21 protein-coding genes and 1 pseudogene are annotated in these 22,481 nt (G+C 52.7%); 13 read left to right on the top strand and 9 right to left on the bottom strand.

The window, feature by feature from the left end; all coding sequences use genetic code 11:
* Positions 1–6: 6 nt before the first annotated feature.
* Entirely contained in the window at positions 7–705 is a 699-nt protein-coding gene (locus O6944_01635; GenBank protein MCZ6717851.1) for a phosphoribosyltransferase family protein, read from the bottom strand.
* A 396-nt stretch (positions 706–1,101) separates the two neighbouring features.
* On the opposite strand from O6944_01635, the gene O6944_01630 reads away from it, so the two are divergent.
* The 7 genes from O6944_01630 to O6944_01600 all read left to right on the top strand — a co-directional run bounded on the left by O6944_01630 (position 1,102) and on the right by O6944_01600 (position 10,293).
* Positions 1,102–3,462 carry a hypothetical protein gene (locus O6944_01630; protein MCZ6717850.1) on the top strand — a complete coding sequence of 787 codons (2,361 nt, stop codon included), beginning with the start codon at positions 1,102–1,104 and terminating at the stop codon, positions 3,460–3,462.
* A 36-nt stretch (positions 3,463–3,498) separates the two neighbouring features.
* Positions 3,499–4,716 carry a glycosyltransferase family 4 protein gene (locus O6944_01625; protein ID MCZ6717849.1) on the top strand — a complete coding sequence of 406 codons (1,218 nt, stop codon included), beginning with the start codon at positions 3,499–3,501 and terminating at the stop codon, positions 4,714–4,716.
* Positions 4,717–5,185: 469 nt separating this feature from the next.
* Positions 5,186–6,739 (top strand): trehalose-phosphatase, encoded by a 1,554-nt coding sequence (otsB, locus tag O6944_01620; GenBank protein ID MCZ6717848.1) that lies wholly within the window; start codon positions 5,186–5,188, stop codon positions 6,737–6,739.
* Between the two features lie 184 nt (positions 6,740–6,923).
* A complete protein-coding gene (locus tag O6944_01615; GenBank protein MCZ6717847.1) occupies positions 6,924–7,373 on the top strand; it encodes an Hsp20/alpha crystallin family protein in 450 nt (149 codons plus the stop codon).
* Positions 7,374–7,444: 71 nt separating this feature from the next.
* Positions 7,445–8,392: a DnaJ domain-containing protein gene (locus O6944_01610; protein ID MCZ6717846.1), complete on the top strand. Its 948-nt coding sequence runs from the start codon at positions 7,445–7,447 to the stop codon at positions 8,390–8,392.
* Positions 8,393–8,455: 63 nt separating this feature from the next.
* Positions 8,456–8,728, top strand: a complete 273-nt coding sequence (locus O6944_01605) for a MerR family transcriptional regulator (protein ID MCZ6717845.1) — start codon at positions 8,456–8,458, stop codon at positions 8,726–8,728.
* 182 nt (positions 8,729–8,910) lie between these two features.
* Entirely contained in the window at positions 8,911–10,293 is a 1,383-nt protein-coding gene (locus O6944_01600) for a DegQ family serine endoprotease (GenBank protein MCZ6717844.1), read from the top strand.
* A 91-nt stretch (positions 10,294–10,384) separates the two neighbouring features.
* Here O6944_01600 and O6944_01595 read toward each other — a convergent pair whose 3' ends face one another.
* Positions 10,385–11,332, bottom strand: a complete 948-nt coding sequence (locus O6944_01595; GenBank protein MCZ6717843.1) for a hydrogen peroxide-inducible genes activator — start codon at positions 11,330–11,332, stop codon at positions 10,385–10,387.
* A 149-nt stretch (positions 11,333–11,481) separates the two neighbouring features.
* Between O6944_01595 and O6944_01590 the strand changes: the two genes are divergently transcribed.
* Positions 11,482–12,069: a Slp family lipoprotein gene (locus tag O6944_01590; protein MCZ6717842.1), complete on the top strand. Its 588-nt coding sequence runs from the start codon at positions 11,482–11,484 to the stop codon at positions 12,067–12,069.
* 118 nt (positions 12,070–12,187) lie between these two features.
* Here the strand turns inward: O6944_01590 and O6944_01585 are convergent, their stop codons facing one another.
* From O6944_01585 to O6944_01570, 4 genes are all read right to left on the bottom strand, one after another.
* Positions 12,188–13,003: an HAD-IA family hydrolase gene (locus O6944_01585; GenBank protein MCZ6717841.1), complete on the bottom strand. Its 816-nt coding sequence runs from the start codon at positions 13,001–13,003 to the stop codon at positions 12,188–12,190.
* A gap of 160 nt (positions 13,004–13,163) precedes the next feature.
* On the bottom strand, positions 13,164–13,772 hold the full coding sequence (locus tag O6944_01580; GenBank protein ID MCZ6717840.1) for a DNA recombination protein RmuC: 609 nt from the start codon (positions 13,770–13,772) through the stop codon (positions 13,164–13,166).
* 1 nt (position 13,773) lies between these two features.
* On the bottom strand, positions 13,774–14,031 hold the full coding sequence (locus tag O6944_01575; protein ID MCZ6717839.1) for a hypothetical protein: 258 nt from the start codon (positions 14,029–14,031) through the stop codon (positions 13,774–13,776).
* Positions 14,032–14,046: 15 nt separating this feature from the next.
* Complete coding sequence (locus O6944_01570) at positions 14,047–14,475, bottom strand: hypothetical protein (protein MCZ6717838.1); 429 nt, start codon at positions 14,473–14,475, stop codon at positions 14,047–14,049.
* A 65-nt stretch (positions 14,476–14,540) separates the two neighbouring features.
* Between O6944_01570 and O6944_01565 the strand changes: the two genes are divergently transcribed.
* Together O6944_01565 and O6944_01560 are read left to right on the top strand one after the other, a co-directional pair.
* Positions 14,541–15,422: a tetratricopeptide repeat protein gene (locus O6944_01565; GenBank protein ID MCZ6717837.1), complete on the top strand. Its 882-nt coding sequence runs from the start codon at positions 14,541–14,543 to the stop codon at positions 15,420–15,422.
* 27 nt (positions 15,423–15,449) lie between these two features.
* Positions 15,450–16,538 carry a PA0069 family radical SAM protein gene (locus O6944_01560; protein ID MCZ6717836.1) on the top strand — a complete coding sequence of 363 codons (1,089 nt, stop codon included), beginning with the start codon at positions 15,450–15,452 and terminating at the stop codon, positions 16,536–16,538.
* Positions 16,539–16,556: 18 nt separating this feature from the next.
* Here O6944_01560 and O6944_01555 read toward each other — a convergent pair whose 3' ends face one another.
* Positions 16,557–17,240, bottom strand: coding sequence for a zinc metallopeptidase (locus O6944_01555; GenBank protein ID MCZ6717835.1), 684 nt, complete (start codon positions 17,238–17,240; stop codon positions 16,557–16,559).
* Between the two features lie 107 nt (positions 17,241–17,347).
* Positions 17,348–18,052, bottom strand: a complete 705-nt coding sequence (locus O6944_01550; protein MCZ6717834.1) for a potassium channel family protein — start codon at positions 18,050–18,052, stop codon at positions 17,348–17,350.
* A gap of 152 nt (positions 18,053–18,204) precedes the next feature.
* Between O6944_01550 and zapE the strand changes: the two are divergent.
* Both zapE and O6944_01540 read left to right on the top strand, forming a co-directional pair.
* Positions 18,205–19,301, top strand: a pseudogene (gene zapE / locus O6944_01545) (cell division protein ZapE).
* A gap of 287 nt (positions 19,302–19,588) precedes the next feature.
* The gene (locus O6944_01540; protein ID MCZ6717833.1) at positions 19,589–19,801 is read left to right on the top strand and encodes a hypothetical protein; all 213 of its coding nucleotides are present in this window, start codon (positions 19,589–19,591) and stop codon (positions 19,799–19,801) included.
* 41 nt (positions 19,802–19,842) lie between these two features.
* Here the strand turns inward: O6944_01540 and O6944_01535 are convergent, their stop codons facing one another.
* Positions 19,843–20,046, bottom strand: a complete 204-nt coding sequence (locus O6944_01535; protein ID MCZ6717832.1) for a hypothetical protein — start codon at positions 20,044–20,046, stop codon at positions 19,843–19,845.
* A gap of 117 nt (positions 20,047–20,163) precedes the next feature.
* Between O6944_01535 and fusA the strand changes: the two genes are divergently transcribed.
* A complete protein-coding gene (gene fusA / locus O6944_01530; protein ID MCZ6717831.1) occupies positions 20,164–22,215 on the top strand; it encodes an elongation factor G in 2,052 nt (683 codons plus the stop codon).
* Positions 22,216–22,481: the final 266 nt, after the last annotated feature.

Here is a 22,481-nt window from a genome sequence, read left to right as displayed (position 1 = left end):
GCGCCTTTAGGAATCGGCCGGCGTGGCTTTAAGCAGGTCGATGATGTCATCTTCCTCGATATCAACCCACCGTTGGTAAGCATCTGCTACAGCAAAGCTCCATCCTTCGCGAATATTGGCGCAGTAGATCGCCTCAACCAATTGGCTAATTTCTCGAACTGAATCAGCATGGCCCGTGGGCACCGCCACGTGAATGCGATTGGCGCCTTGTTTTTGCAGGGCCTCGACGGCGACTCGCAAGGTAAATCCCGAGGCAAGGCCATCATCGACCAGAATCAACGGTCGGCCAGCCACCTCCGAAAACATTCGATCGCCTCTGAGTTTTTTCACGCGGCGTATAACCTTCCGCTTGGTCGTCTCAATGCCTTCCTCGACCAGCTGTGCGTCCAGGCCCTGTCGCAGGACCAGTTCGTCATTCAGGCGCACGGTGCCGTCAAACGCTACTGCGCCGTACCCGGCCTCGGTGTTCCAGGGCAGTGTGATCTTGCTGACCACTGCAACATCTAGGGGAAGGTTGAGTTGTCGTGCAATAGCGGCTGCCACGGGGACGCCCCCTGCGGGGATCCCGAGCACAAGCGCGTCGCGCTCGATGTCTGATTCGAGCATCTCGGCAAGCACCCGGCCTGCATCATCCCGATCGGCAAACACGTGCTCACAATTCCGCATGGTCGGCAGCTCAGTGATCTTTTTGGACATCATTGCCATAAGTGCGAAGCAGCGGTGTGCGAATAAACTAAGATCTTTAGGACCAATTTGTGGCACTAAAGGTCCGCTCCCCAATAGGGCAGTTTTGCAAATCTATGCCGATGGATGCACCGCGTATAGGCGAATTCTGGTTATCCGGTTGGATTAGACCATGTGGTTTTTCTTGGCTCTTGGCTATAACATCTAAAAATCGGCGGCGGGCCCTATCAGCGGTGGGCTTGACGGGGGCACATACTTGCGCGAGGGGGACTCCACTTATTTCAAAGCATACGCCTATGGCCCTGGTTTCCGGTCATCGTGACGGTACGGAATAGACAAGCTTAGTCAACAGTCAACTCGGTGCAACTGATTTGAACGAGAGAAACTGTAATAAAGTACTAGAACGTGTGAACGCCTATGCGCCAACCTCTTGAGAGCTATCTCTCAACGTCGGAGTGGCATATCGCCATATCCGGTTGGGATCCCACACAACAGGGCGTCGAGGAGTCCCAGTTTACGCTCGGCAATGGTTATTTGGGTAGCCGCGGTGTGTTGGAGGAACTCCCGCGCGACTCGCGAGCAGGAACCTTTTTCGCGGGGCTCTATGACAATACGGGTGCTCACGTTACAGAGCTCATCAACGCCCCTAACCCGTTTTTGCTGCAGGTGGCCATCGGGGGCGAAAAGTTGGACGTATCTGCCATGGAGGTGCTCGATCACAGCCGCGCACTTGACATGAGACATGGGGCCATATTCCGGAACACTTTGTATCAGACGACAAGGGAGAGGAACAAGGTCCAATATAAATCTCTGAGATTTATCTCTATGTTTAATCCACATGTTGCTGTAATGCGAGTGGAGCTAACCCCCCTTAACTCGAGCACCGTATTTACAGTGCGGAGCGGAATCGACACGTCTGTCACTAACATGGGACTGGTTACAGAAGGGGCGAAGCGGCACTTTCATATTCATGAGTACACGACGGTCGACAACACGAACTATTTATGCATGAAGACTTTTGAAAAAGAGGTACTACTTGGCTACGCTTCTCATCTCACGGTGTACCACAACGGTCGTCTACGACATCAGCTAAGGCCGATCTTTACTTTAAAAGTAGGAGCCGGGAGAACCGTGGTTATTACAAAATACTTCGCGCTGTTTACATCTCAAACAGTACCCCAATCTGCGGTGCGCTCCAGAGCTTTGGATACACTTAATCGAAGCGTACTTGCGGGTTTCGATGAACTGTTTAAGCGACATAGTAGAAGATGGGAAAAAATATGGCAGCGCTCAGATATCCAGATAAAGGGGGACTTCAGGTTACAGCGGAAATTAAGATTCAGTATTTATCATCTTCTTATTGCCGCTACAGAGCACACTAAAAATGACATCAGTATAGGAGCGCGTTGTCTAACTGGTGAAGGATACCGTGGCCACATTTTCTGGGATACGGAGATCTTCATGCTGCCATTCTATATCTATACTGCTCCCGATCTCGCTAAAAAACTCCTCTTATATCGCTACGGGGGTTTGGCTGCTGCGCGGGTCCAGGCGGCTTTGGGGGGTTATTCCGGTGCCATGTTCCCTTGGGAATCGGCCGGCACGGGTGAGGACGTAACGCCAACATGGCACAAGGATTTCGATGGGAGGGTTATCGAGATCCATACGGGGGAGCGACAGCATCATATCACTGCCGATATTGCCTATGGTATTTCGCATTATTATCACGCCACCGATAATAAACGGTTTATGTTAGATCACGGTCTGGAAATGCTCTTGGAGACGGCACGCTTCTGGGCGAGTCGCGTCGAGTACGATAGTAATCGGCGCAAATACAGTATTAATAATGTAATAGGTCCCGATGAGTTCCACGACAACGTCGACGACAATGCCTATACGAATGCGATGGCGCGAGAGAATCTGAGGGTGGCCCGCACGCTATACTTGACGTTCAAGCGCTCAGATCCAAAAGCGGTACGTGCGCTTACGAAGCGCTTAAAATTCAGACAAAAGGAGCTGAAAACGTGGCAAGCGATCGAGGAGGGGATCAATATTCCGAATCACAAGGACGGCAGCCTGATCGAGCAATTTGACGGTTATTTTAAAAGGCGTAAGTATCCGATGCCCGATCTCGACGGCAATTCATTGCCGCAGCTCCCGTCAAATGTGAGGCTAGAAAGGATCGGCCAAACGCAATTTGTCAAACAGGCGGATGTCCTCATGCTGCTGTATCTGCTGCGGGGGATGCTCAAGAACGAGGCCGTGGCACGGAACTTCTTGCATTATGAGAAACGTACCCTTCACAAGTCCTCATTGAGTACGACCGTTCATGCCTGTGTGGCAAGCCGGCTTGGCCTTCGAGATATGGCCTACCGTTACCTTGCGATCACTGCCTCGATAGATTTGAATAATGTGTATGGCAACACACAGGACGGTGTTCACGCTGCTGCTCTAGGAGGAACTTGGCAAGCGGTCGTTATGGGTTTTTGTGGCGTGTTTCTGCGCGATGGAATCCTTTGCTTCGATCCGCATCTCCCCAGGCAATGGCAAGCAGTCTCGTTCAAGCTCTATTGGCATGGCGATAGATTCGACGTCACGGTGGACAAAAGACAAGTGTTGCTCCGATGTAGACGAGAAGCTGATCGGGTGCGCGGTGATGAACGTACTGTGACGGTACAGGTTTATGGGCGGAAGCAACAACTCGAACTAGGTCGATTGTACCGTCTACTCAGTAGAAAACGGTCTCAAACCCGGGTGGATGTGGAAGATATTTTCTAGCCTATGGCACGCCGCAGAAAATTAAGGATTTTCCACATGCACTGGGGTTTCCCGCCCACCATCGGTGGGGTCGAGACACACTTGTCAATTCTCTTGCCGCAACTGGTTAAACAGGGGCATCAAGTCGCATTGCTCACAGGAGCGTTCTTGGAAGAGAAGGCACATGATCATTTTCATGGAGTCGAAATCTTTCGCACCCCACTTTTTGATCTAAACTGGCTGGTTAAACGCGGCCTTGATGGTCTTGTGTCCGACCTGAATCGGCTCTATCTCGAGCGCATAAGGGCATTTGCGCCGGACATTATCCACACGCACAACATGCATTACTTTAGTGAACCGCATATCCAAGTTTTGGATGACATTTGCCAAGAGATGAATGTTCCATTATTGCTGACAGCCCATAATGTTTGGGATGATGCGCTCTTTCTTACCTTAACGCGGGAGGTTAACTGGTCACATATCATTGCGGTGAGCCATTATATCCGCATGGAGATCCTTGGCGTTGGTATTGATGATGCAATGACAACAACGATTTATCATGGCCTTGATCTTTCGAAATACTCATTGCGAGGGAAAACGACTAAAGCGTTGCAAAAATATCCTCAACTGAAAAACAAGAAAGTTGTATTTCACCCAGCTCGTATGGGCTTAGCAAAGGGATGTGACGTGACGATTAAGGCAATGCGAACGGTTCTCGAACACCTTCCCGATGCCATGCTGGTTCTCGCCGGTTCAAAAAATATTATTGATTGGGAAGTCTCGCAAGAAAAAGATATCGCTTATTTTATTGAGTTAATCCGAGCTTTAGGGATTGGAGATAACGTCCTTATCGATGTGTTTGCACTGGAAGAAATGCCGGACATGTATAAGGTCTCTGATGTTGTCGTCTATCCCTCATCTGCTTCAGAGCCCTTTGGTCTAGCGATGTTGGAAGCATTTGCTTCGGCACGACCCATTATTGTCACGCGAATGGGCGGCATGCCGGAAGTGGTTCAGGACGGATTGTCGGGCTATGTGATACCGCCCAGAAACTTTGAAGCACTGAGTAACCGAATTGTCTTATTGTTGGATAACGCAAGATTGAGGCGGAGACTAGGTGACACCGGAAGGAATATTGTTGAGCAGCATTACACAAAAGAGATCATGACGAAAAGCCACCTAAACGTGTATACGAAGGTATTACAAGATCGAGCTGAATCCTATCAGTTGAAGCATCGTGTAAAAAAACCTAAATCGAGAAAACAACGCACCTAATATATATCCATGAGGTCAAGCATACCTCGATCGTCACAGATGAAGCGTACTTCGAGTTGCACGAGGCGTGCCGTGCCACGATATCAGCTTTTTTTAATCGGCGGGCCGGTCGCCGGCAGAAGCAAGCGCTAGCGGCCCAGCTAAAGGTCTGGTTCCTGCGTGAAGCTTATTACGCGCTCGCAGTCTAAGGCCGTCCTTGGTTTCTCCCGTAAAGCCTGTCGAATGGAAGAGCTCAGGGGCTTTGCGAGCTGCGGGTAGGCCTGAGAAGTTAGAATGTACCTCGGCTCTTACGGCCCAATCGTTCCCAAACGGCATGCTTGATCTAGATCAATGCACCGTAGCAGGGAAGCTGGTTTAATTGGTTCATGTGAAGAAAAAGCCGAAGGTGCATTTCGGGTTGGATCAACTGGATCCATACGTATTGTGCGATATGTCAGTGGGACTAAAACGGAAATATCGTAGAAAGTCGATGGCCTCAGAACGAAAGACCTCTTCGCCGCTCTGCCCCGTGATATCCGCTCAGGCGTTCGATCTGGTCATCTTCGATCTCGATGGCGTTATCACGAAGACAGCAGAATTGCATGCGGCTGCCTGGAAGCGCTTATTTGACAGCTATCTGCAGCGACGACAAGGCACTGACGCCGAACCGTTTGATGCGGATGCGGATTACCGAGCATACGTGGATGGAAAGCCCCGCTACGATGGGGTCAAAAGTTTTCTTGCATCAAGAGGTATCACACTCCCCTATGGTGATCCCGGGGACGATCCGATGAAGGAAACCATCTGTGGTCTTGGCAATGCAAAGAACCAGGCGTTCCTCGCGTCGCTAAATGAGGAAGGCGTACAAACCTACCAGGATGCTATTGACTTGGTACGGAGGTTGAGAGAGGAGGGTACCGCGGTTGTGGTGGTTTCTTCTAGCAAAAGCTGCTTGGCGATCTTACAAGCGGCGGGCATCGTCGATCTGTTCGAGGAGCGGGTTAACGGTCTTGAGGCGGCAAAGCTTGGTCTTCCAGGCAAACCAGCCCCTGATACATTTTTGGAAGCGGCTCGGCGTGTCGGCGTTGAGCCCGCACGCGCTGTGGTGATTGAGGATGCGCTATCAGGGGTTGAGGCTGGCCGCAAGGGGGGCTTCGGATTGGTGATCGGCGTTGACAGGGCCGGGCAGCGCAATGTGCTATTACAGCACGGGGCCGACGTGGTGGTGACACAGCTCTCAGAGATCCAGGTGATGGGATTGCCCTCAGCACTTGATTCACTCGCAGTCATTTACAAGCGGCTCAGCGACGGACATGTTGCCGTTTTTCTTGACTACGATGGGACGTTGACGCCGATTGCGGCGCGACCAGAGGACGCAGCACTCTCGGACAGCATGCGTGAGACGATCCGTGCGCTTGCAGAGTACTGTCCCATTGCCATCGTCACGGGACGTACTATGGACGACATTAAAGATCGTGTGGGTCTCGATAATCTCAATTACGCCACAGATCATGGATTTGAAATTGCGCATCCAGATGGGGAGCGGATCCACCATGAGCAAGCGGCATCCATGTTGCCCATGATCGACAGCGCGGAAGAGGGCCTCAGCGCGCGGCTTGCTAAGATCAGGGGGACAATGGTTGAACGCAAGCGTTTTTCGGTCGCCGTACACTATCGTTTAGCAGCCCCGGAGGATATTCCAGCTGTCACCCAAGCAGTGGAGGAGGTGCATGCGGCGCATCCCAACTTGAGAAAATTAGAAGGCAAGAAGGTCGTTGAGTTGCAGCCTCGCGTTGACTGGGATAAGGGAAAGGTAGTCTTGTGGCTGCTGGAATCCCTCGGGCTGGCCTGCGAGCACATGTTGTATATCGGCGACGATGTCACTGATGAAGATGCCTTACGAGCGGTCGCGGATTGCGGCATCGGCATTGTAGTCTGGGACCGCCCGAGGGCTACAGCTGCTGCCTATTACCTGACAAGTCCAGCAGAGGTAGAGCAGTTTCTACGCCAGCTACTTCAGCATTTGGGTGATGCGAAAGCGTGACAAGTCGCCCTGATTGGAGGCTCTATCCGTGCCCCTCCGGTACCCTCTGTTGGGAAAGGGTATCTGTGGCGAGGTCCTTGAAAGTGGAATCTATGCCCCCATATATAAGGTAAGGTGGCTATTAGGCCAATCGAGTAGGTGCTTAATTCTTAGATTACCTTATATATAAAGGAGGGTCAGAAAGATGGCATTAGTACGTTATGAACCTTGGAATCTGCTGAACCAGTTCCAGAAGGAAGTGAATCGGTTATTTGAATCGCGTTTGGGCGATTTACAGGAAGGCGATAGCTCTAGCATAGTGACGAGTGGATGGAGGCCCGCCGTGGACATCAAGGAAGAGGACAATCGCTTTGTTATTCTCGCCGATGTGCCGGGGATTGATCCCAAGGACATTGAAGTTACTATGGAAGACGGTGTGCTGACGCTGAAAGGCGAGCGCTCGACTCAGACGGAGGAGGAACGGGAAGGCTACAAGCGCATCGAGCGTGCGCGTGGCACATTTTATCGTCGATTCAGCCTGCCTGACAGCGCCGATGCGGAAGGAATTAAGGCCAAAGGCAAGGATGGCGTACTTGAGATCGCCATTCCCAAGCACGAGCGGGTACAGCCGCGCAGGATTGCCGTACAAAGTTAATTGTTATAGTGATTTTTGCGTAATGTCTTGGCGGGGCGAAGCCCCGCCTTTTGCTTTTCGGCGGAGGATCGATGAAGTACAAGAATTACTATGAAATCATGGGTGTTCCGCGCACGGCTTCCCAAGATGAAATGAAGCGTGCTTACCGCAAGCTAGCACGTAAATACCATCCGGACGTCAGCAAGGCACCGGACGCTGAACAACGCTTTAAGGAAGTTGGTGAGGCCTACGAGGTACTCAAGGATCCGGAAAAACGCCAAGCATACGATCAGTTGGGTGCTCAGTGGAAAGGTGGCCAGGAGTTCACGCCGCCGCCAGGATGGGAGTATCACTTTGCTGAGGGCGGCAGCGGCTTTGGCGACGCAGATGCCAGCCACTTCAGCGAGTTTTTTGAATCATTGTTCGGTATGGGACCGGCAGCGGGCCCTACACGGAGGCACACGCACATTCGAATGCGTGGTGAGGATCGTCGCGCAACGCTTACCATTGACTTGGAAGATGCATACCGCAGTGCTACGCGACAGGTAACAATGCAGTTACCGGAACGCGACGCGCACGGCCGCCTGGTAAGTAAGAAGCGCACCTTCAAGGTGAAGATCCCCCGTGGCATCACTGAGGGTCAGCAGATCAGGCTAGCTGGCCAGGGTGGGGCAGGGATCGGAGGGGCACCAAAAGGCGATCTTTATTTGCAAGTGGCTTTTCGGCCGCACCCGCAATTTCGCGCAGAAGGGCGAGATGTTTATTTGAATCTTCCCGTAGCTCCGTGGGAACTCGCGTTGGGTGCAACTGTGCCAGTGCTGACGTTGGGGGGCAAGGTGGACCTTAAGATTCCATCGGGTTCGCAATCAGCACAGAAATTGCGTCTCAAAGGGCGCGGTTTGCCGGGTGATCCGAACGGCGATCAGTATGTATTATTGCAGGGGATCACGCCGAAACCAAAGACGGACGCACAAAAAGCGCTCTATGAACAGATGGCGCGTGAAATGGCTTTTGATCCTCGTGCAAACTTGGGGAAATGACATGGGAACCAAAAGGCAAAGTCAGATATTTCTAAGCGAAGTGGTCCTTGACGAACATCCAGATTGACCCTGAGCGAGCTGTGCCAGGCGAGAGGTCTCAACGCTGAGACGGTGATCGAGATGGTGAACGAAGGTGTGTTGGAAGTGAGAGGCTCATCTCCTAGCGAGTGGATGTTTACATCGGACAGCCTATGCCGAATCAATGCCGTTTTGCGTCTTCAGCAGGATCTCGGCATCAATCTCGCCGGCGCTGCTTTGGCACTAGATTTGCTGGACGAATTACGAAAATTGCGCACCCGCTTAAAGACGCTCGCACATAACTTTCCGGATTGGTGAGCGGTTGTTTAAGAATATTTTTTTACGAGCCTGTTCCTAATTGAGGGGGTTCTTCTTAAGCCGCCGCTCGGTCACTGTAGTATCATTCAGCGTGTGAGTGTGTTTGTTTGTAAATGTAGCTAACATCGCCAGGTTCAAATGTTCGGCTAAGTATTGTGAATTAGCTTTTCATTCATGTTGTGATGTTCGGTGTTTGTAGAACTGTGCGATTTCTCATATCGATAAGTGTTTTGCTTGGGATCCTGATCTTCAGTTGGGGTAGTTTGGCGGTTTTGCCTGCGAAAGTGGGCGACGAGGATCTTCCAAGCCTTGCGCCCATGTTAGAACGTGTCACGCCTACGGTCGTTAACATTGCGACGGAAGGCCGAATTCTCATCGAGAATCCGCTGCTCAATGACCCCTTTTTCAGACGGTTTTTTAACCTGCCAGATCAGCCTGCGGAACGTAAGACGCAGAGCTTGGGGTCTGGTGTCATCGTAGACGCGCAGCGGGGTTATGTAATAACGAACAATCACGTCATTCAAAACGCGGTAGAGATCACAGTGACGCTGCGCGACGGCCGCAAGTTTAAAGCGGAACTGGTCGGCACGGATCCCGAGACCGATGTGGCTGTGATCAAAATACCATCGCAGGATCTCAAGGACTTACCCGTCGCGGATTCGGATCGTTTGCGCGTCGGTGATTTTGTGGTTGCTATAGGCAACCCATTTGGACTTGGGCAAACCGTAACGTCTGGCATTGTCAGCGCCCTTGGACGTAGTGGTCTTGGGATAGAAGGTTATGAGGACTTTATTCAAACCGATGCCTCGATTAATCCAGGAAATTCGGGAGGCGCGTTGGTCAATCTTCGTGGTGAGTTGGTTGGAATCAACACGGCAATCTTCAGCCGTACGGGGAGCAACATCGGGATTGGATTTGCAATCCCCATCAACATGGCTCAGGACATTATGGAGCAGCTTGTCGAATATGGTCGGGTGGTGCGCGGGTTTTTAGGCGTAACGCTTCAAGATATCGACGCTGATCTCGCCGATGCGTTTGGTTTGTCGGATCAGAAGGGCGCGGTCATAGTCGGCGTAACACCGGGTTCGCCTGCGGAACGGGAAGGCCTGAAGGCGGGCGATATCATCAGTGCAGTTAACGACGAGCCGATCGAGAATTCCAGTGATGTCCGCAATGAAATCGGCCTGCTTCGACCAGGGGAAAAGCTAAAATTCAATCTGATACGAAATGGCAAATCGATTCAGATTTCTACTGTCATGTCGGCGAAAGGCACGGAAGTGTTCAAAGGGCTGCTGAGGAATCCAAGGCTCGGCGGGGCAACGTTTGGCGATCTGAAATCGGATGTTCCTTACGATGGTGATGTTACGGGTGTGCAGGTCTACGGCGTTGAAAGAGGCAGTCGCGCGTGGCAGAACGGGCTGCGGGCAGGAGATATCATTACATCAGTAAATCGCAAGCCTGTGCAAAATCTTGATGAGTTTCTTGCAGCTGTGAATAATGTGAAGGGTAGTCTGCTACTCCGTGTGCAAAGGGAGAATACAGTCGCGTTTATCGTTGCCAGATAGTCAGTGATGAGAGATTGCATAGCTGCTTGCGTTGGGCGGGGCTTCACACAGAGCGGATTTCCCGATATCTGGCGGGTTCCAAAATACGTCTTTAGTTCGATTCTGGGTAATCTACTTCCAGTTTTCGCACGCACTTCAGCGGACAGTCATTTACAGCTTGTCGCAGGACATCAACGACCTGGGGACGTGGAAAGGTTCGTCGGTGACCGAGCGCCACGCGCCGATACGGTGCGGGCGCGGTGAATGGACGAATAGTTAGCAGGTCTTTTAGATCGTTTCGGTCGCTTTGAGCGGTACAGGGTAACACCGTGATTCCTGCACCGGATGCGACCATTTGGCGTATCGTCTCGATCGAGCTCCCTTCAAGCGTTTTCTGGATAGGACTATCCAGTGCGCCCGCATGAGCGCATGCTGGACAGACGTCGATGACCTGATCGCGGAAACAGTTGCCGGCGCTTAAAAGTAACAGTGTCTCATCCGCGAGCTGTTCTGCGTTGATCGCTTTCGTCTTGCCCCATGGGTGCCCCGAAGGCAGGGCCAAGACGAACGGCTCATCATAAAGCGGCTGCATAACGATACCGGGCGCCTCAAAGGGAAGAGACACAATGATCATATCAAGCTCGCCACGTCTCAAAGCCTCCCGCAAGTTGGCTGTGAAGCTCTCTTCGATAACCAGTGTCATATCAGGAGCACGCCGATTCAGCAAAGGGATCAGGTGTGGTAATAGGTAAGGACCAATGGTGTAGATCACACCGAGGCGCACCGGACCCTTTAACTGGTCCTTGCCCTCCTGAGCGACCTGCTTGATCGTCTCTGCTTCTTCGAGTACTTGCTGAGCTTGCTCGACAATACGTTCGCCTATTGGTGTGATGCTGACTTCGTTTTTCCGGCGTTCGAAGAGGACCACGTCCAATTCATCTTCAAGCTTACGGACGGCGACGCTGAGCGTCGGTTGACTGACAAAACAAGCCTCCGCGGCGCGGCCAAAGTGGCGTTCGCGGGCAACAGCAACGATATAGCGGAGCTCTGTGAGGGTCATGGTTCAATTCTACAAGGGTTTCACAGGGGATGCGCATGCTGATATCGGTGCGAGAACCGATTGGTTGCTGGTAGCGGGCAAGCCCCAAGAACGCTAGGACCACATGCTAGTCAAATCGATCGGGCAAGGCCTACAATGCAAGGACGGCCATGAAGCGACCCACGGTAATCGTCATTACAGCACTCTGGTTTGGGGGATGTGCAAGCCAAGTTCCTATTGAGATACGTGAGTCTCCACCCGACAATCCCACGGTCGCCGCTGTGCGAAATAATTTACAGGAATTCAAAGGTCGCTACGTACGCTGGGGCGGGACGATTGCCTCGGTTGAAAACAGGGAGACTGAAACCGACGTGGAAGTGGTGGCACGCAAACTAGACAGCGAAGGCAGGCCGTATGCTACCGATGACTCGCTGGGCCGCTTTCTTGTGCGGATCGAGGGATTTCTCGATCCAGTGATCTACACGCAGGACCGAAGTGTTACCGTCTACGGCGTTTTAGATACTATGATCACACGCCCCATTGGTGAACATGTCTACACCTATCCGCTCGTGCAATCGGAGAGCTTTTATCTCTGGCCCGAATATTCATACTACCCGGGATACGCGCCCTACGGTCCCTATCCCTACGGCTATTATGATCCGTACTACTACCCTTACCCGTACGCTTATCCGTACCCGTATGCGTACCCCTATCACTTTGGTTACCGTGGCCATAGTCTTCACCATCGCCACCACTAGGCGGGCTACTGACGCACGCCTGTGCACAAGCGTATGCTCTGGCTTGCAGCGTCGCGACTTTAAGGCTAGGTTAAAACAGGCTTTAAGAAAGAGCCGGAATAACAAACGAGGGCGTGCGCTATTGCCCAGCCGAGGCGGTAAGCGATCCCCACGCGTCTTCTTTCATGGGACGGGCTTCTTGTGCGTGCAGCGTACGTAGCAAAGTAACGTTGACACAATGTGCACCGTGCGCATAGCCCGCGATGGCTGTAAACGGCCTGTCGGGTTCCCCGAGGTGGTCGAGCACGAGACTTGCGCCGCTGAAATCTTGGTGGCGGGTTAATGGATGGGTGGTGATAACTGTCTTCATACCCGCGCTTAGCGCCGCAAGATTCCCATTTCGGGTGTCTTCGATCGCCATGCAAGCATCCGCGTCGAGTCCAAGCTCGGTTAGTGTGTATAGATATACCGCTGGTGATGGCTTCTTTTCCGCGATTACGTCACATGTCGCAATCACGTCAAACCAGGTGAGCGCCTCCTCTCCCAGGACGTTTTCCAATAGGGTTTCGACATTTGCGCGCAATGAGCTGGTCGCGATACCGAGTTGGATCCCTTTAGCGCGCGCCTCGTTGAGTAGCCGTTCAACGCCTGGGCGAAGGCGCAGCTTTGCGGCCCGTAACATACGTTGATAATGCACCGTTTTCCTTCGGTGAATCTTGGCAGCGAAGTCCTGAGGTTCATCCGTGCATTCCAGTTCGGTCCCGCGGCTTTCCGCATAGAACTGGATCCGTTCTCTGCCACCTGACACGGATAGCAAGTCTGCATACAGTTTGCGCGACCACTCCCAATTGAGGCTGAAGTCGCTGAAGGCGGCATTGAAGGCGAGACGGTGAACCTCTTCCGTATCGGCTAATGTGCCGTCGACATCGAGGATCAATCCCTGCAATTTAGCCATTTGCGATTCGTCTTTAGCCGGTAGAATTTCGTGAAAGTATAGTCAAAATGATTTGCTAGATTTTTGATCTAAATCACAAATTAATTTGCTGCATTGCAATATTACCTTAGATCGTCGCTTTTATCCATCGGTAGTACCGGTTGCTTTGCATCTGCCAGTTCTACCCGTTCCATCTTTGCAAAGCGTGAGCTGATCTTTCGGCCGATTTATGTACGGCCTTAACGTCGTTATGTGCTTGTTCTATATGCCTGGAAAGGGTATCCATCCGTTTCTGAAACCGTTCGAAGTCCTTGCCAAGATAGCCGAGGTGTTCCTGTATGATATCTACCTGCTCCCGGGTGGCGGCGTCCTTCAGCACTGCGCGGGCCGTGTTGAGAATGGCCCAGAGTGTAGTTGGTGAGCCCATCCAAACCCGCAAAGAGTTCGCTTCCTCAACAAGATCCGGGTGATGGGCCTGTATCTCCGCGAAAACCGCCTCCGCCGGGATAAACATCACGGCGCCGTCGGAGGTAGTGCCGGCGATGTCCTGAATGTGCTTACGGACATCTTGTTTAAACTGGCGCTCGGCGTCCTTCCGATCGGACTCTGCAAGCGCAATGTCTGTCATTCGCTGGTAGGACTCTAATGGAAATTTGGCGTCGATGGCCACAGTCCCGGTTGGGTCCGGTAAAAACAGAATGCAATCCACAACCTTGTCATTGGGTAGGGTATATTGGATGGCAAAGCTCGCTTGGGGCATGACATTGCGGATAAGGGCGCTAAGGTGCACCTCACCATAGGCCCCGCGGGAGCGCTTGTCTGCAAGGGACCTCCTGCACGCTAACTACATTCGTTGAGAGTTCTGTAATTTTTTTCTGTGCCTCGACAATAAGTGCACGGCGTTTCAAGATGTCCGCAAAGGTCGCGGTGGTCTTCTCGAATCCTTCGGTCAGGCGACGTTCAACCTCGCCACTGATTTGCTGAAGTCGTTTATCTGTGCTCTGGGTCAGGCCTTGCACGCGCTTACCGAGTTCTTCAGCATTGCCCAAGAGCGCATCGGCAACCTACTTTTGCACGGTGGTCATTCCTGCCTGCAGACTATCCTGCGATGCCTTGATGGCTTCACCCCGGCGCTGCTCAAACCGGGTCCGATGGTCGGATAATAAGCTTTGCAACTGCTCGCGGAGCTCTCCTAATGAGCGGACGACCTGCGTGCGATCATCAGCGAGGTTTTCAGAGACTGCGTTCTTCAGGATCTCGAAACGCTCCACAAGCTGTTCGCGTAATGTGGCCGATGCATTGGCCTGTTGCGTCTGAACCTCACTGAGGCGCTGTTCAAGCCTATGGATATGCTTCGATTGCTCGTCCAATCGCGCCTCGAGGCGCACCAACGCATCATGTTCGAAGGCCGAGCGTAGTGGGCGAAAGGCGACCCACAGCATGATAAGCAACAGGACAAGCAGAATGATGTCAGATAGGATGGGCGTTGACATCGAGGGTTCCAGAGAGGTGTTGGTAACAGACAGACTAAGGGACACTCGCGTGCGATCAACAAGTGGTGACTGGCAGCTTGGAAGGCGAATACATTGAGTTTGACATGATGCGAGCAGATATTGAACGCTTTGTGTCCGTTGTCTCCGGCCCAGACGAGGATATCAATCTAGCCGAGGCGGCACTCCTAATCGCTAAGATGGCGTACCCCGAGCTGGATATGGACCTGTATTTGCGACGGCTGGATGAAATGGCCGTGGCGGTTGGCACCCACCTGCGGGAGGACGACTCCCTGGTCCGGACGATGGCAGAACTGAACAGGTACCTGTTCGAAGAGCAGGGATTCGCCGGGAATCTTGAAAATTTCTTTGACCCCAGAAATAGTTTTCTGAATGACGTCATAGAAAGAAAACTCGGGATCCCGATTAGTCTATCCGTGATCTATCTGGAGGTTGGTCAGCGTTTGGGGTTGCCTCTAGTGGGCGTGTCATTTCCTGGACATTTTCTGGTTAAACTTCGCCTTGAGTCGGGCGAGATCGTCCTCGATCCGTTCTCTGGCGGATTATCTCTTGGGAAGGCGGATCTGGAACAGCGACTCAACAAGCTGGTTGACGAGGAAAGGTCATTCGATGTCGATCTAGAGCACTTGCTTAACGCCGCCAGTAAAAAGGAGATCCTCGTGCGTATGCTGCGCAACCTTAAATCCATTTACGCAAGTCATGGTAACTTAAACCGGGTGCTGACGGTGGCTAACTACATACTCTTGATTGTTCCGGACGCAGCGGAAGAAGTCCGTGACCGCGGCCAAATCTATGACAAGATGGACTGCTTCAAGGCGGCATACTCGGACTACCGGCACTATCTCCATCTGCAGCCTGAGGCCGATGACGCTGCGAACATATGGGCACGTTGTGTGGAGTTGCGCCAAGCAATTGCGAAACTTATCTAACGTGCAGTTTTTTGAGAGGACATGGTCGTGACTGCCACCATATCGGACATCGCACGAGTCAAGCGCCGGGGTCGGGGTGCCGCCAAGAACCCCAATGCGCGTTACCTCCTTCATTCCCGTGAGCCAATCGATGATGGCTGGGAGAAGACTGACCCCAAGCCACCACCACTTGAAACGACGGTCACGGTGGAGCGGCCAAAAAGCATCATAACGCGCAACCAGTCTCCTGACGTGCCGTTTGATTATTCAATTAACCCATATCGGGGTTGTGAACATGGGTGCATCTACTGCTATGCGAGACCGACCCACGCCTATATGGATCTTTCGCCTGGGCTTGATTTTGAGAGCAAGCTGTTCGCAAAACCCGACGCCGCGCAACTACTGAAACACGAACTATCAAAGCCGGGGTACCAATGCAAACCGATAGCCATCGGTACGAACACCGATCCCTATCAACCCATTGAGCGCAAGTGGCAGATCACGCGGGCGATCATGGAAGTGCTGGCGGAATGTCGTCATCCTTTGAGTATTGTCACCAAATCCTCACTGGTTGAACGTGACATCGACCTGCTCCGGCCGATGGCGGAAAGCGGACTTGTAGAAGTCTTTGTGTCGGTTACAACACTGGACCGTAACCTAGCGCGGCGTATGGAGCCGCGTGCCACGGCTCCACAGCGCCGGCTTGAGACCCTAGGTAGGCTGCATGATGCGGGGATCCCCACGGGTGTCATGGTAGCGCCGGTGATCCCCGTACTAAACGACAAGGAAATTGAAACCATTCTCGAAGTGAGTGCGGCACTTGGTGTTCGCTTTGCCGGTTATGTTCTGCTGCGCCTGCCCCGGGAAGTGAAAGATCTCTTCCAAGCATGGTTAGCGGAAAATGAACCGCTGAAAGCTGGTCACGTGATGAGTATGATGAGGGCCATGCGAGGGGGCAAAGAAAACGATTCCGAATTTGGCAGCCGCATGAGGGGGACTGGCGTCTATGCGGATTTGATTCGCCGTCGCTTCCGGCTCGCGTGCAAACGTCTTGGACTCAACAAGTCGGAGCACAAACTCGACGTATCGAAATTCACACCACCAGTGTCGGATGGAAACCAGCTGGCACTGTTCTAATACGCTAGTGACTTGGCGTTAGCGCCGGAGGATCCGGATCCAGGTGTAAAAGTTAAGCAAGCTTGCCAGGGAGGCAGCAAGATAGGTGAGTGCACAGGCTGTAAGGATCCGGCGTGCAGCGGGCAGATCCGATTCGCTGATATATTGGCCGGCCTCCAACACGGGCAGCGCCCGCCGAAAGCTCGCGTCCCACTCCACCGGCAGGGTAACGAGATGGATCAGCACCGGAATGCCGAGACTCGCAAGCCCCGCAAGCAGGATCAGGGCGCCGACGGCAGGGATGCGGGCGAGTATGGCGATGAACGGTAGCGCGACCATCAGCATGGCGCCCAGTTTCTCTGCCCTGGCCGCTACTCGAACCAGCCGCGAACGCATGGACAGTGGCCGGTAGCCTGTCTGGTCCTGAATGGCGTGCCCCACTTCGTGGGCGGCGACCACCACAGCGGTCAGCGTCTTGCCACTAAAAATGGGCCCTGTAAGCCGGACGGCTTTGTCCCCGGGGTCGTAGTGATCGCCGGATGGTGTTTCTTCCACCTTGATTTCCGGCATATCGAAGCGATTCAGGAGGTGATGGGCAAGCTCGCCGCCCGTGCCAGGGAAGTCGTCTCTGGGGCCGCTGTATTTTTTGAGTGTGTGTCTTGCCCAGAGTTGCGGGCCGAAGACAAGGCCGAGTAGCAACAGGATCGCGACGCCAATCAACATCTGCTCACCCGCAGGATCATTCAGTGTGTCTCATGCACAAGCCCTTCTTTGGGGCGTTAGGGGAGCGGCCTTGATCGCGGAAGTGCCCAGGGGTATGAATGGTGGGTCTATTCCTTTCGCGATTGCGAGATGTACAGGCCCACGAGCCAGGCGATCAGCACAGTAAGATAAATCTGGCCGGTCACGGCGAGCAGATAAGAAAATACTCGGGCTGGGGCAGAAACGGGATTGATATCGCCGTACCCTAAGGTGGTCAACGTGACAAAGCCGTAGTACAGGTAAGTCGGAAAATCAACTCGTCGAAAAGTCATCACCTCAGGGCCTCCAGCGCCCAGACTCGAAGAGACGGACAGCGATCCAGGAACCACCTGGTCGATGAGGACAAATAACAGTGCCCCCGTCATCCCGATCATCAGATAGGCACTGATGGCAGCGAAGATCTCATCCATGGTCACGCGACGTTGTCTGACGACATGGAGCACGATCATCCCCGTGATGTAGGCAGAGAAAAGAAAGAACAACACTACTGTAGCAAACTCAAGCCACCAAAATTGAAACTTAAAAGCGGACCACTCAAAAATAAACGTTAGGATCGCCAATACCAGCCCGGTGCGGACGACGTGGCCTTTTTGGCTGACGGCATAGACACTCGCAAGCAATGTGAGTGTAAGTAAGACACTAAAGGCAATCCGGGCAATGGGGAAATTGGCGACAAGTGGGTAGCCAATAAGCCATATAAGGAGTAACAGCAGAAGATAAAAATACTTGCCGCTGTGGTAGTCAAGAAATGATAAATGTAGTCTGCGCGGCATGATTTAGGACGACGCTCTTCTTTATGTACGTCTTCAATCTTGAATTGATAACGATGGGGCCATGATACTATTTTTTATGTCGCCTTGTGATACTAAGAGGGTCCCAATGATCGGTTTGCGTAGGAGCCCAAGCGTACAACGACAAAAAAAATATGGTACCGATGGAAAGATATAAAGCGGATCTTGGGCGGGAAGGGTTTTGCCGTGATCCCGCCCAGGAGTGTGCCGTCTCGCATACCCAACGCCTGTATGATGACCTTATTAACATCGGTTAAGTGCGGGCCGGTGTCTTTGCTTCGCTGAAGAAACTGATACGTCCTGCGAATAAAGCCACGGTCAAGGGCTTGTATCTCTGGGGTGGTGTGGGTACGGGCAAGACATACCTCATGGATGCCCTGCACGACTGCCCGCCATTTAAAGACAAAAAGCGCATTCATTTTTACCGTTTCATGCAGCGGGTGCACTGTGACCTCAAAAACATCAATGCCGTTGAGGATCCACTTGAGGTGGTTGCTCAGGACCTGGTGCGGCGCGCGCGGGTAATCTGTCTCGATGAATTCCACGTCTCGGATATTACGGATGCGATGTTGCTCAGCGGCTTGTTAAAGGCACTGTTCGATGGTGGTGTAACCTTAGTGGTAACCTCAAATGAGCCGCCGGATAGACTCTACTGGGAGGGCCTGCAACAGGAGCGTTTTTTGCCGGCGATTGATCTCATAAAAACGCAAACAGCGGTCGTGATGGTGGATGGTGGAGTTGACTATCGGCTTCGTATCCTGGAGAAGGGGGATATCTATCATTACCCGTTGGACAATGCAGCAACACAGAGTCTCGCCGATTGTTTCACCAATATCTCACCGCATGCGGGGATAGCCGGCGTCGTGCTCGAGATCAACGGGCGGCCGATGCCAACGGTGCGTTGTGCTGACGGTGTGGCCTGGTTTGAGTTTGACTAACTCTGTGGTGGCCACGGAGTGTCGCGGATTACATTGAAATTGCCCGTTGCTATCACACCGTGGTGATTGCCAATATTCCGTCCATGGATGATGCCGATAATGACAAGGTCAGGCGCCTCATTAATCTGGTGGATGAATTCTATGATCGGAATGTGAAGTTGATTATCTCGGCAGAAGCGCCCCCGACTGCCCTTTATCGTGACGGCAAGTTGTCCCCGCAATTTAGCCGTACCGTAAGTCGTCTCGGAGAGATGCGAAGCCACGACTATCTGGCAAGGCCCCACTTCTCCTAAGTCCTACTCGCCCTATCGCCGCGAGCGCATGGCACGCCCGGCTGGCGGGCGCCGTTGTTTTCTCTTCGCTGAAAGGGCATGCAAACGGGCGACCGTCGCCAGTGGCAAGGGGATCCGAGGCGCTGAACGCGGCCTATCTATATAAAATCATATAAATTAGATAGTTAAGTAATTTATTTGACAAATCACATAATATAATCTATATAAAAAGAACTATATAACATATTGAATTATAGCGATTCACATAGCCGGATTGGCCCTTGAGAGGGGATTGCGGAGGAGAGAAGATGAGTGCCGTAGTGGCAACTGAAAGAATCGAGTCAACGGAGGTCCAGATCGCCCAGATACTGCAACACCGTTATGGTGACGGCATGGTCTACCTCCCGAAGAACGCGCCTCGGACTGTCTATTCCCAGGCCATGGCGCTCGGTTTCGTTGACCCTGACGGCTATCTAACCCGAAAAGGACGCGTGCTGCTCGCACGCTATCAATTCATCTGAGCCGGACACACGGTTCCAGGGTGGCCTTGGACTGGGGCGCCCTATGCCCATGTCGTCGATGCCCGGGGATAGAGGCCAAGGGATAGGCGAGCCTTCCGTCTGTCGGGGAGGCATTTCGTTCTGGAGTCTTCTACCCGATAGCGTGGGTGGTAGACACCACCCTGATGGGTCCCGGCGCCCATGACCCCCTCGACACCATTTTTTTCCTGCGTCTGAGTAATCCGACACGCCGACCCGGCGGCCATGGGGCGTTTTCGTCACTCCAAGCCACGGCTTGCGCCGTCGCCTTCCCTCCGTATACTCAAGCTATCGAGTTCAGTTTGGATGCTGAGGCAAGAACGAAAAGAAGGAGGGATCGGCCCATGCCTAAGTACACCACACAAGACATCCGCAACATCGCCCTTGTTGGGCACGGCGGTTCGGGAAAGACGACCCTTGCCGAAGCCTTACTACAAAAAGCGGGTGTTATTAAGACGATGGGGTCAGTTGAACGGGGCAACACGGTCCTGGACTTCGACCCTCAAGAAAAGGCGCATCAACATTCGCTAGACAGCGCCATCGCCAGCCTCGATTATCAGGGGCGGCATATCAATCTTGTTGACACACCCGGATATCCCGACTTTATCGGTCGAGCGTTGGCTGTGCTTCCTGCTGTTGAGACTGCTGCGGTCGTCATCAGTGCCCAGTCGGGGATCGAAATGGTGGCCCAGCGGATGATGGAGTGGGCCAAAGATCGTTACCTCGATCGGCTTATCATCATTAACAAGATCGATGTGGAGGATGTTGATCTCCGAAGCCTGCTCGACCAAATCAAGGCCACCTTCGGAAGTGAATGCTTGCCGATTAACTTGCCCGTTGATGGCGGTAAGTCCGTCGCCGACTGTTTTTTCCAGAACTCCGGCGATACCACCGACTTTTCTTCAGTTGAAGAAGCACACACGCAGATCGTCGATCAAGTTGTCGAGATGGATGAGCAATTAATGGAGTTGTATCTAGAACAGGGGGAAGAGCTTACTCCTGAGCAATTACACGATCCTTTCGAAAAGGCACTGCGTGAGGGACATCTTGTACCCATCTGTCTAGTTTCCGCCCAGACGGGTGCTGGGATCGGTGAACTACTGGATGTAATTACACGGCTCATGCCGAATCCCCTGGAAGGAAATCCGCCGCTTTTCTTGAAAGGTGAGGGCGATGATGCTGAAAAAGTCCATTTTAAACCTGATGCTAAGCAGCATGCCCTCGCCCACGTGTTCAAAGTCAGTATTGATCCATTTGTGGGCCGCTTAGGCGCGTTCCGAATTCATCAGGGAACCGTAATAAAAGAAAGCCAACTCTTCATTGGCAGCGGTCGCAAACCCTTCAAGGTCGGGCACCTATTAAAACTTCAGGGTAAGGAACACATTGAAATCGATAAGGGTATTCCGGGCGATCTCTGTGCCGTTGCAAAGATAGAAGAAATCTATTTCGATGCAGTTTTGCACGATTCCCATGATGAGGATCATATTCACGTGAGTTCTATAACACTTCCGGAGCCGATGCACGGACTCGCTATCGAAGCGAAGCGTCGGGGTGACGAACAGAAGATCTCGGATGGGCTTCAGAAGCTGGAAACAGAAGATCCAAGTTTCCATGTGGAACATAACGCGTCACTCAACGAAACAGTGATCAGGGGGCTAGGTGAGCTGCATCTTCGCATGATCCTCGAAAGGCTGAAGGATCGTTACAACGTCGAAGTGCAAACCCGGCCGCCGAAGATCCCTTATCGGGAGACGATCACCGCTGGTGCGGAAGGCCATCACAGGCACAAGAAGCAAACCGGTGGCGCCGGCCAGTTTGGCGAAGTCTTTTTGAAGGTAGAACCGATGCAACGCGGCGGCGGTTATGAATTTGTCAATAAGATCGTCGGTGGGGTGATTCCTAAACAGTTTATCCCGGCGATAAATAAGGGCATACATCAGGTGATTGATGAGGGTGCCATCGCAGGTTATCCCATGCAGGACATTAAGGTAATTGTCTACTACGGAAAATACCACCCGGTGGACTCCAAGGAAATTGCATTTGTGACGGCGGGAAAGAAGGCTTTTCTAGACGCCGTTCGTAAGGCGCGGTCGGTTGTTCTGGAGCCTATTGTCAATATACAGATCTCAGCCCCGAGCGGCACGATAGGCGATATCACCGCCGATCTGTCCGGAAAACGTGGACGCATCAGCAGCACCAGTGCATTGTCGGGCGGAATGACGTCCATCGCAGGTCAAGTGCCGTTGAGTGAACTGGACAGCTATCAGTCCCAGCTCAAATCGATCACCGGTGGAGCGGGCTCCTATTCCATCGAATTCAGTCACTATGATCCGGTGCTGCCAAAGACCCAGCAGGAACTCGCCGCGCAGTTCAAGCCTTCCGAAGAATCAGATTGACGCCGCTCGGCTCTGGCGAGGGCTCATGATCCTATCCGCCCCGCCTCGCGCACGGCACATTTTGACGCTTCATACAGGCCGAGAAACCCTGGAGGGGTTAATAACCTGAAGTTATAGCTTTAGATATATTTAGTTATTTTATGAATAAGGCAAAGGTGCTATCTTTTTTATGCAGTAAAGATAAGAAGCCACTGTACGTTGCGCGTTACTTCGCAATAAGGGTCGCTCCCCCTTCGCAAAGATCGCAACGCGTACATTGGTTAAGT

The organism is Gammaproteobacteria bacterium, assembly GCA_027296625.1.
Classification (GTDB): Bacteria; Pseudomonadota; Gammaproteobacteria; order JAKEHO01; family JAKEHO01; genus JAKEHO01.
Note: the sequence above shows the minus strand (reverse complement) of the source record. Positions and strands in the feature narration are given on the sequence as shown.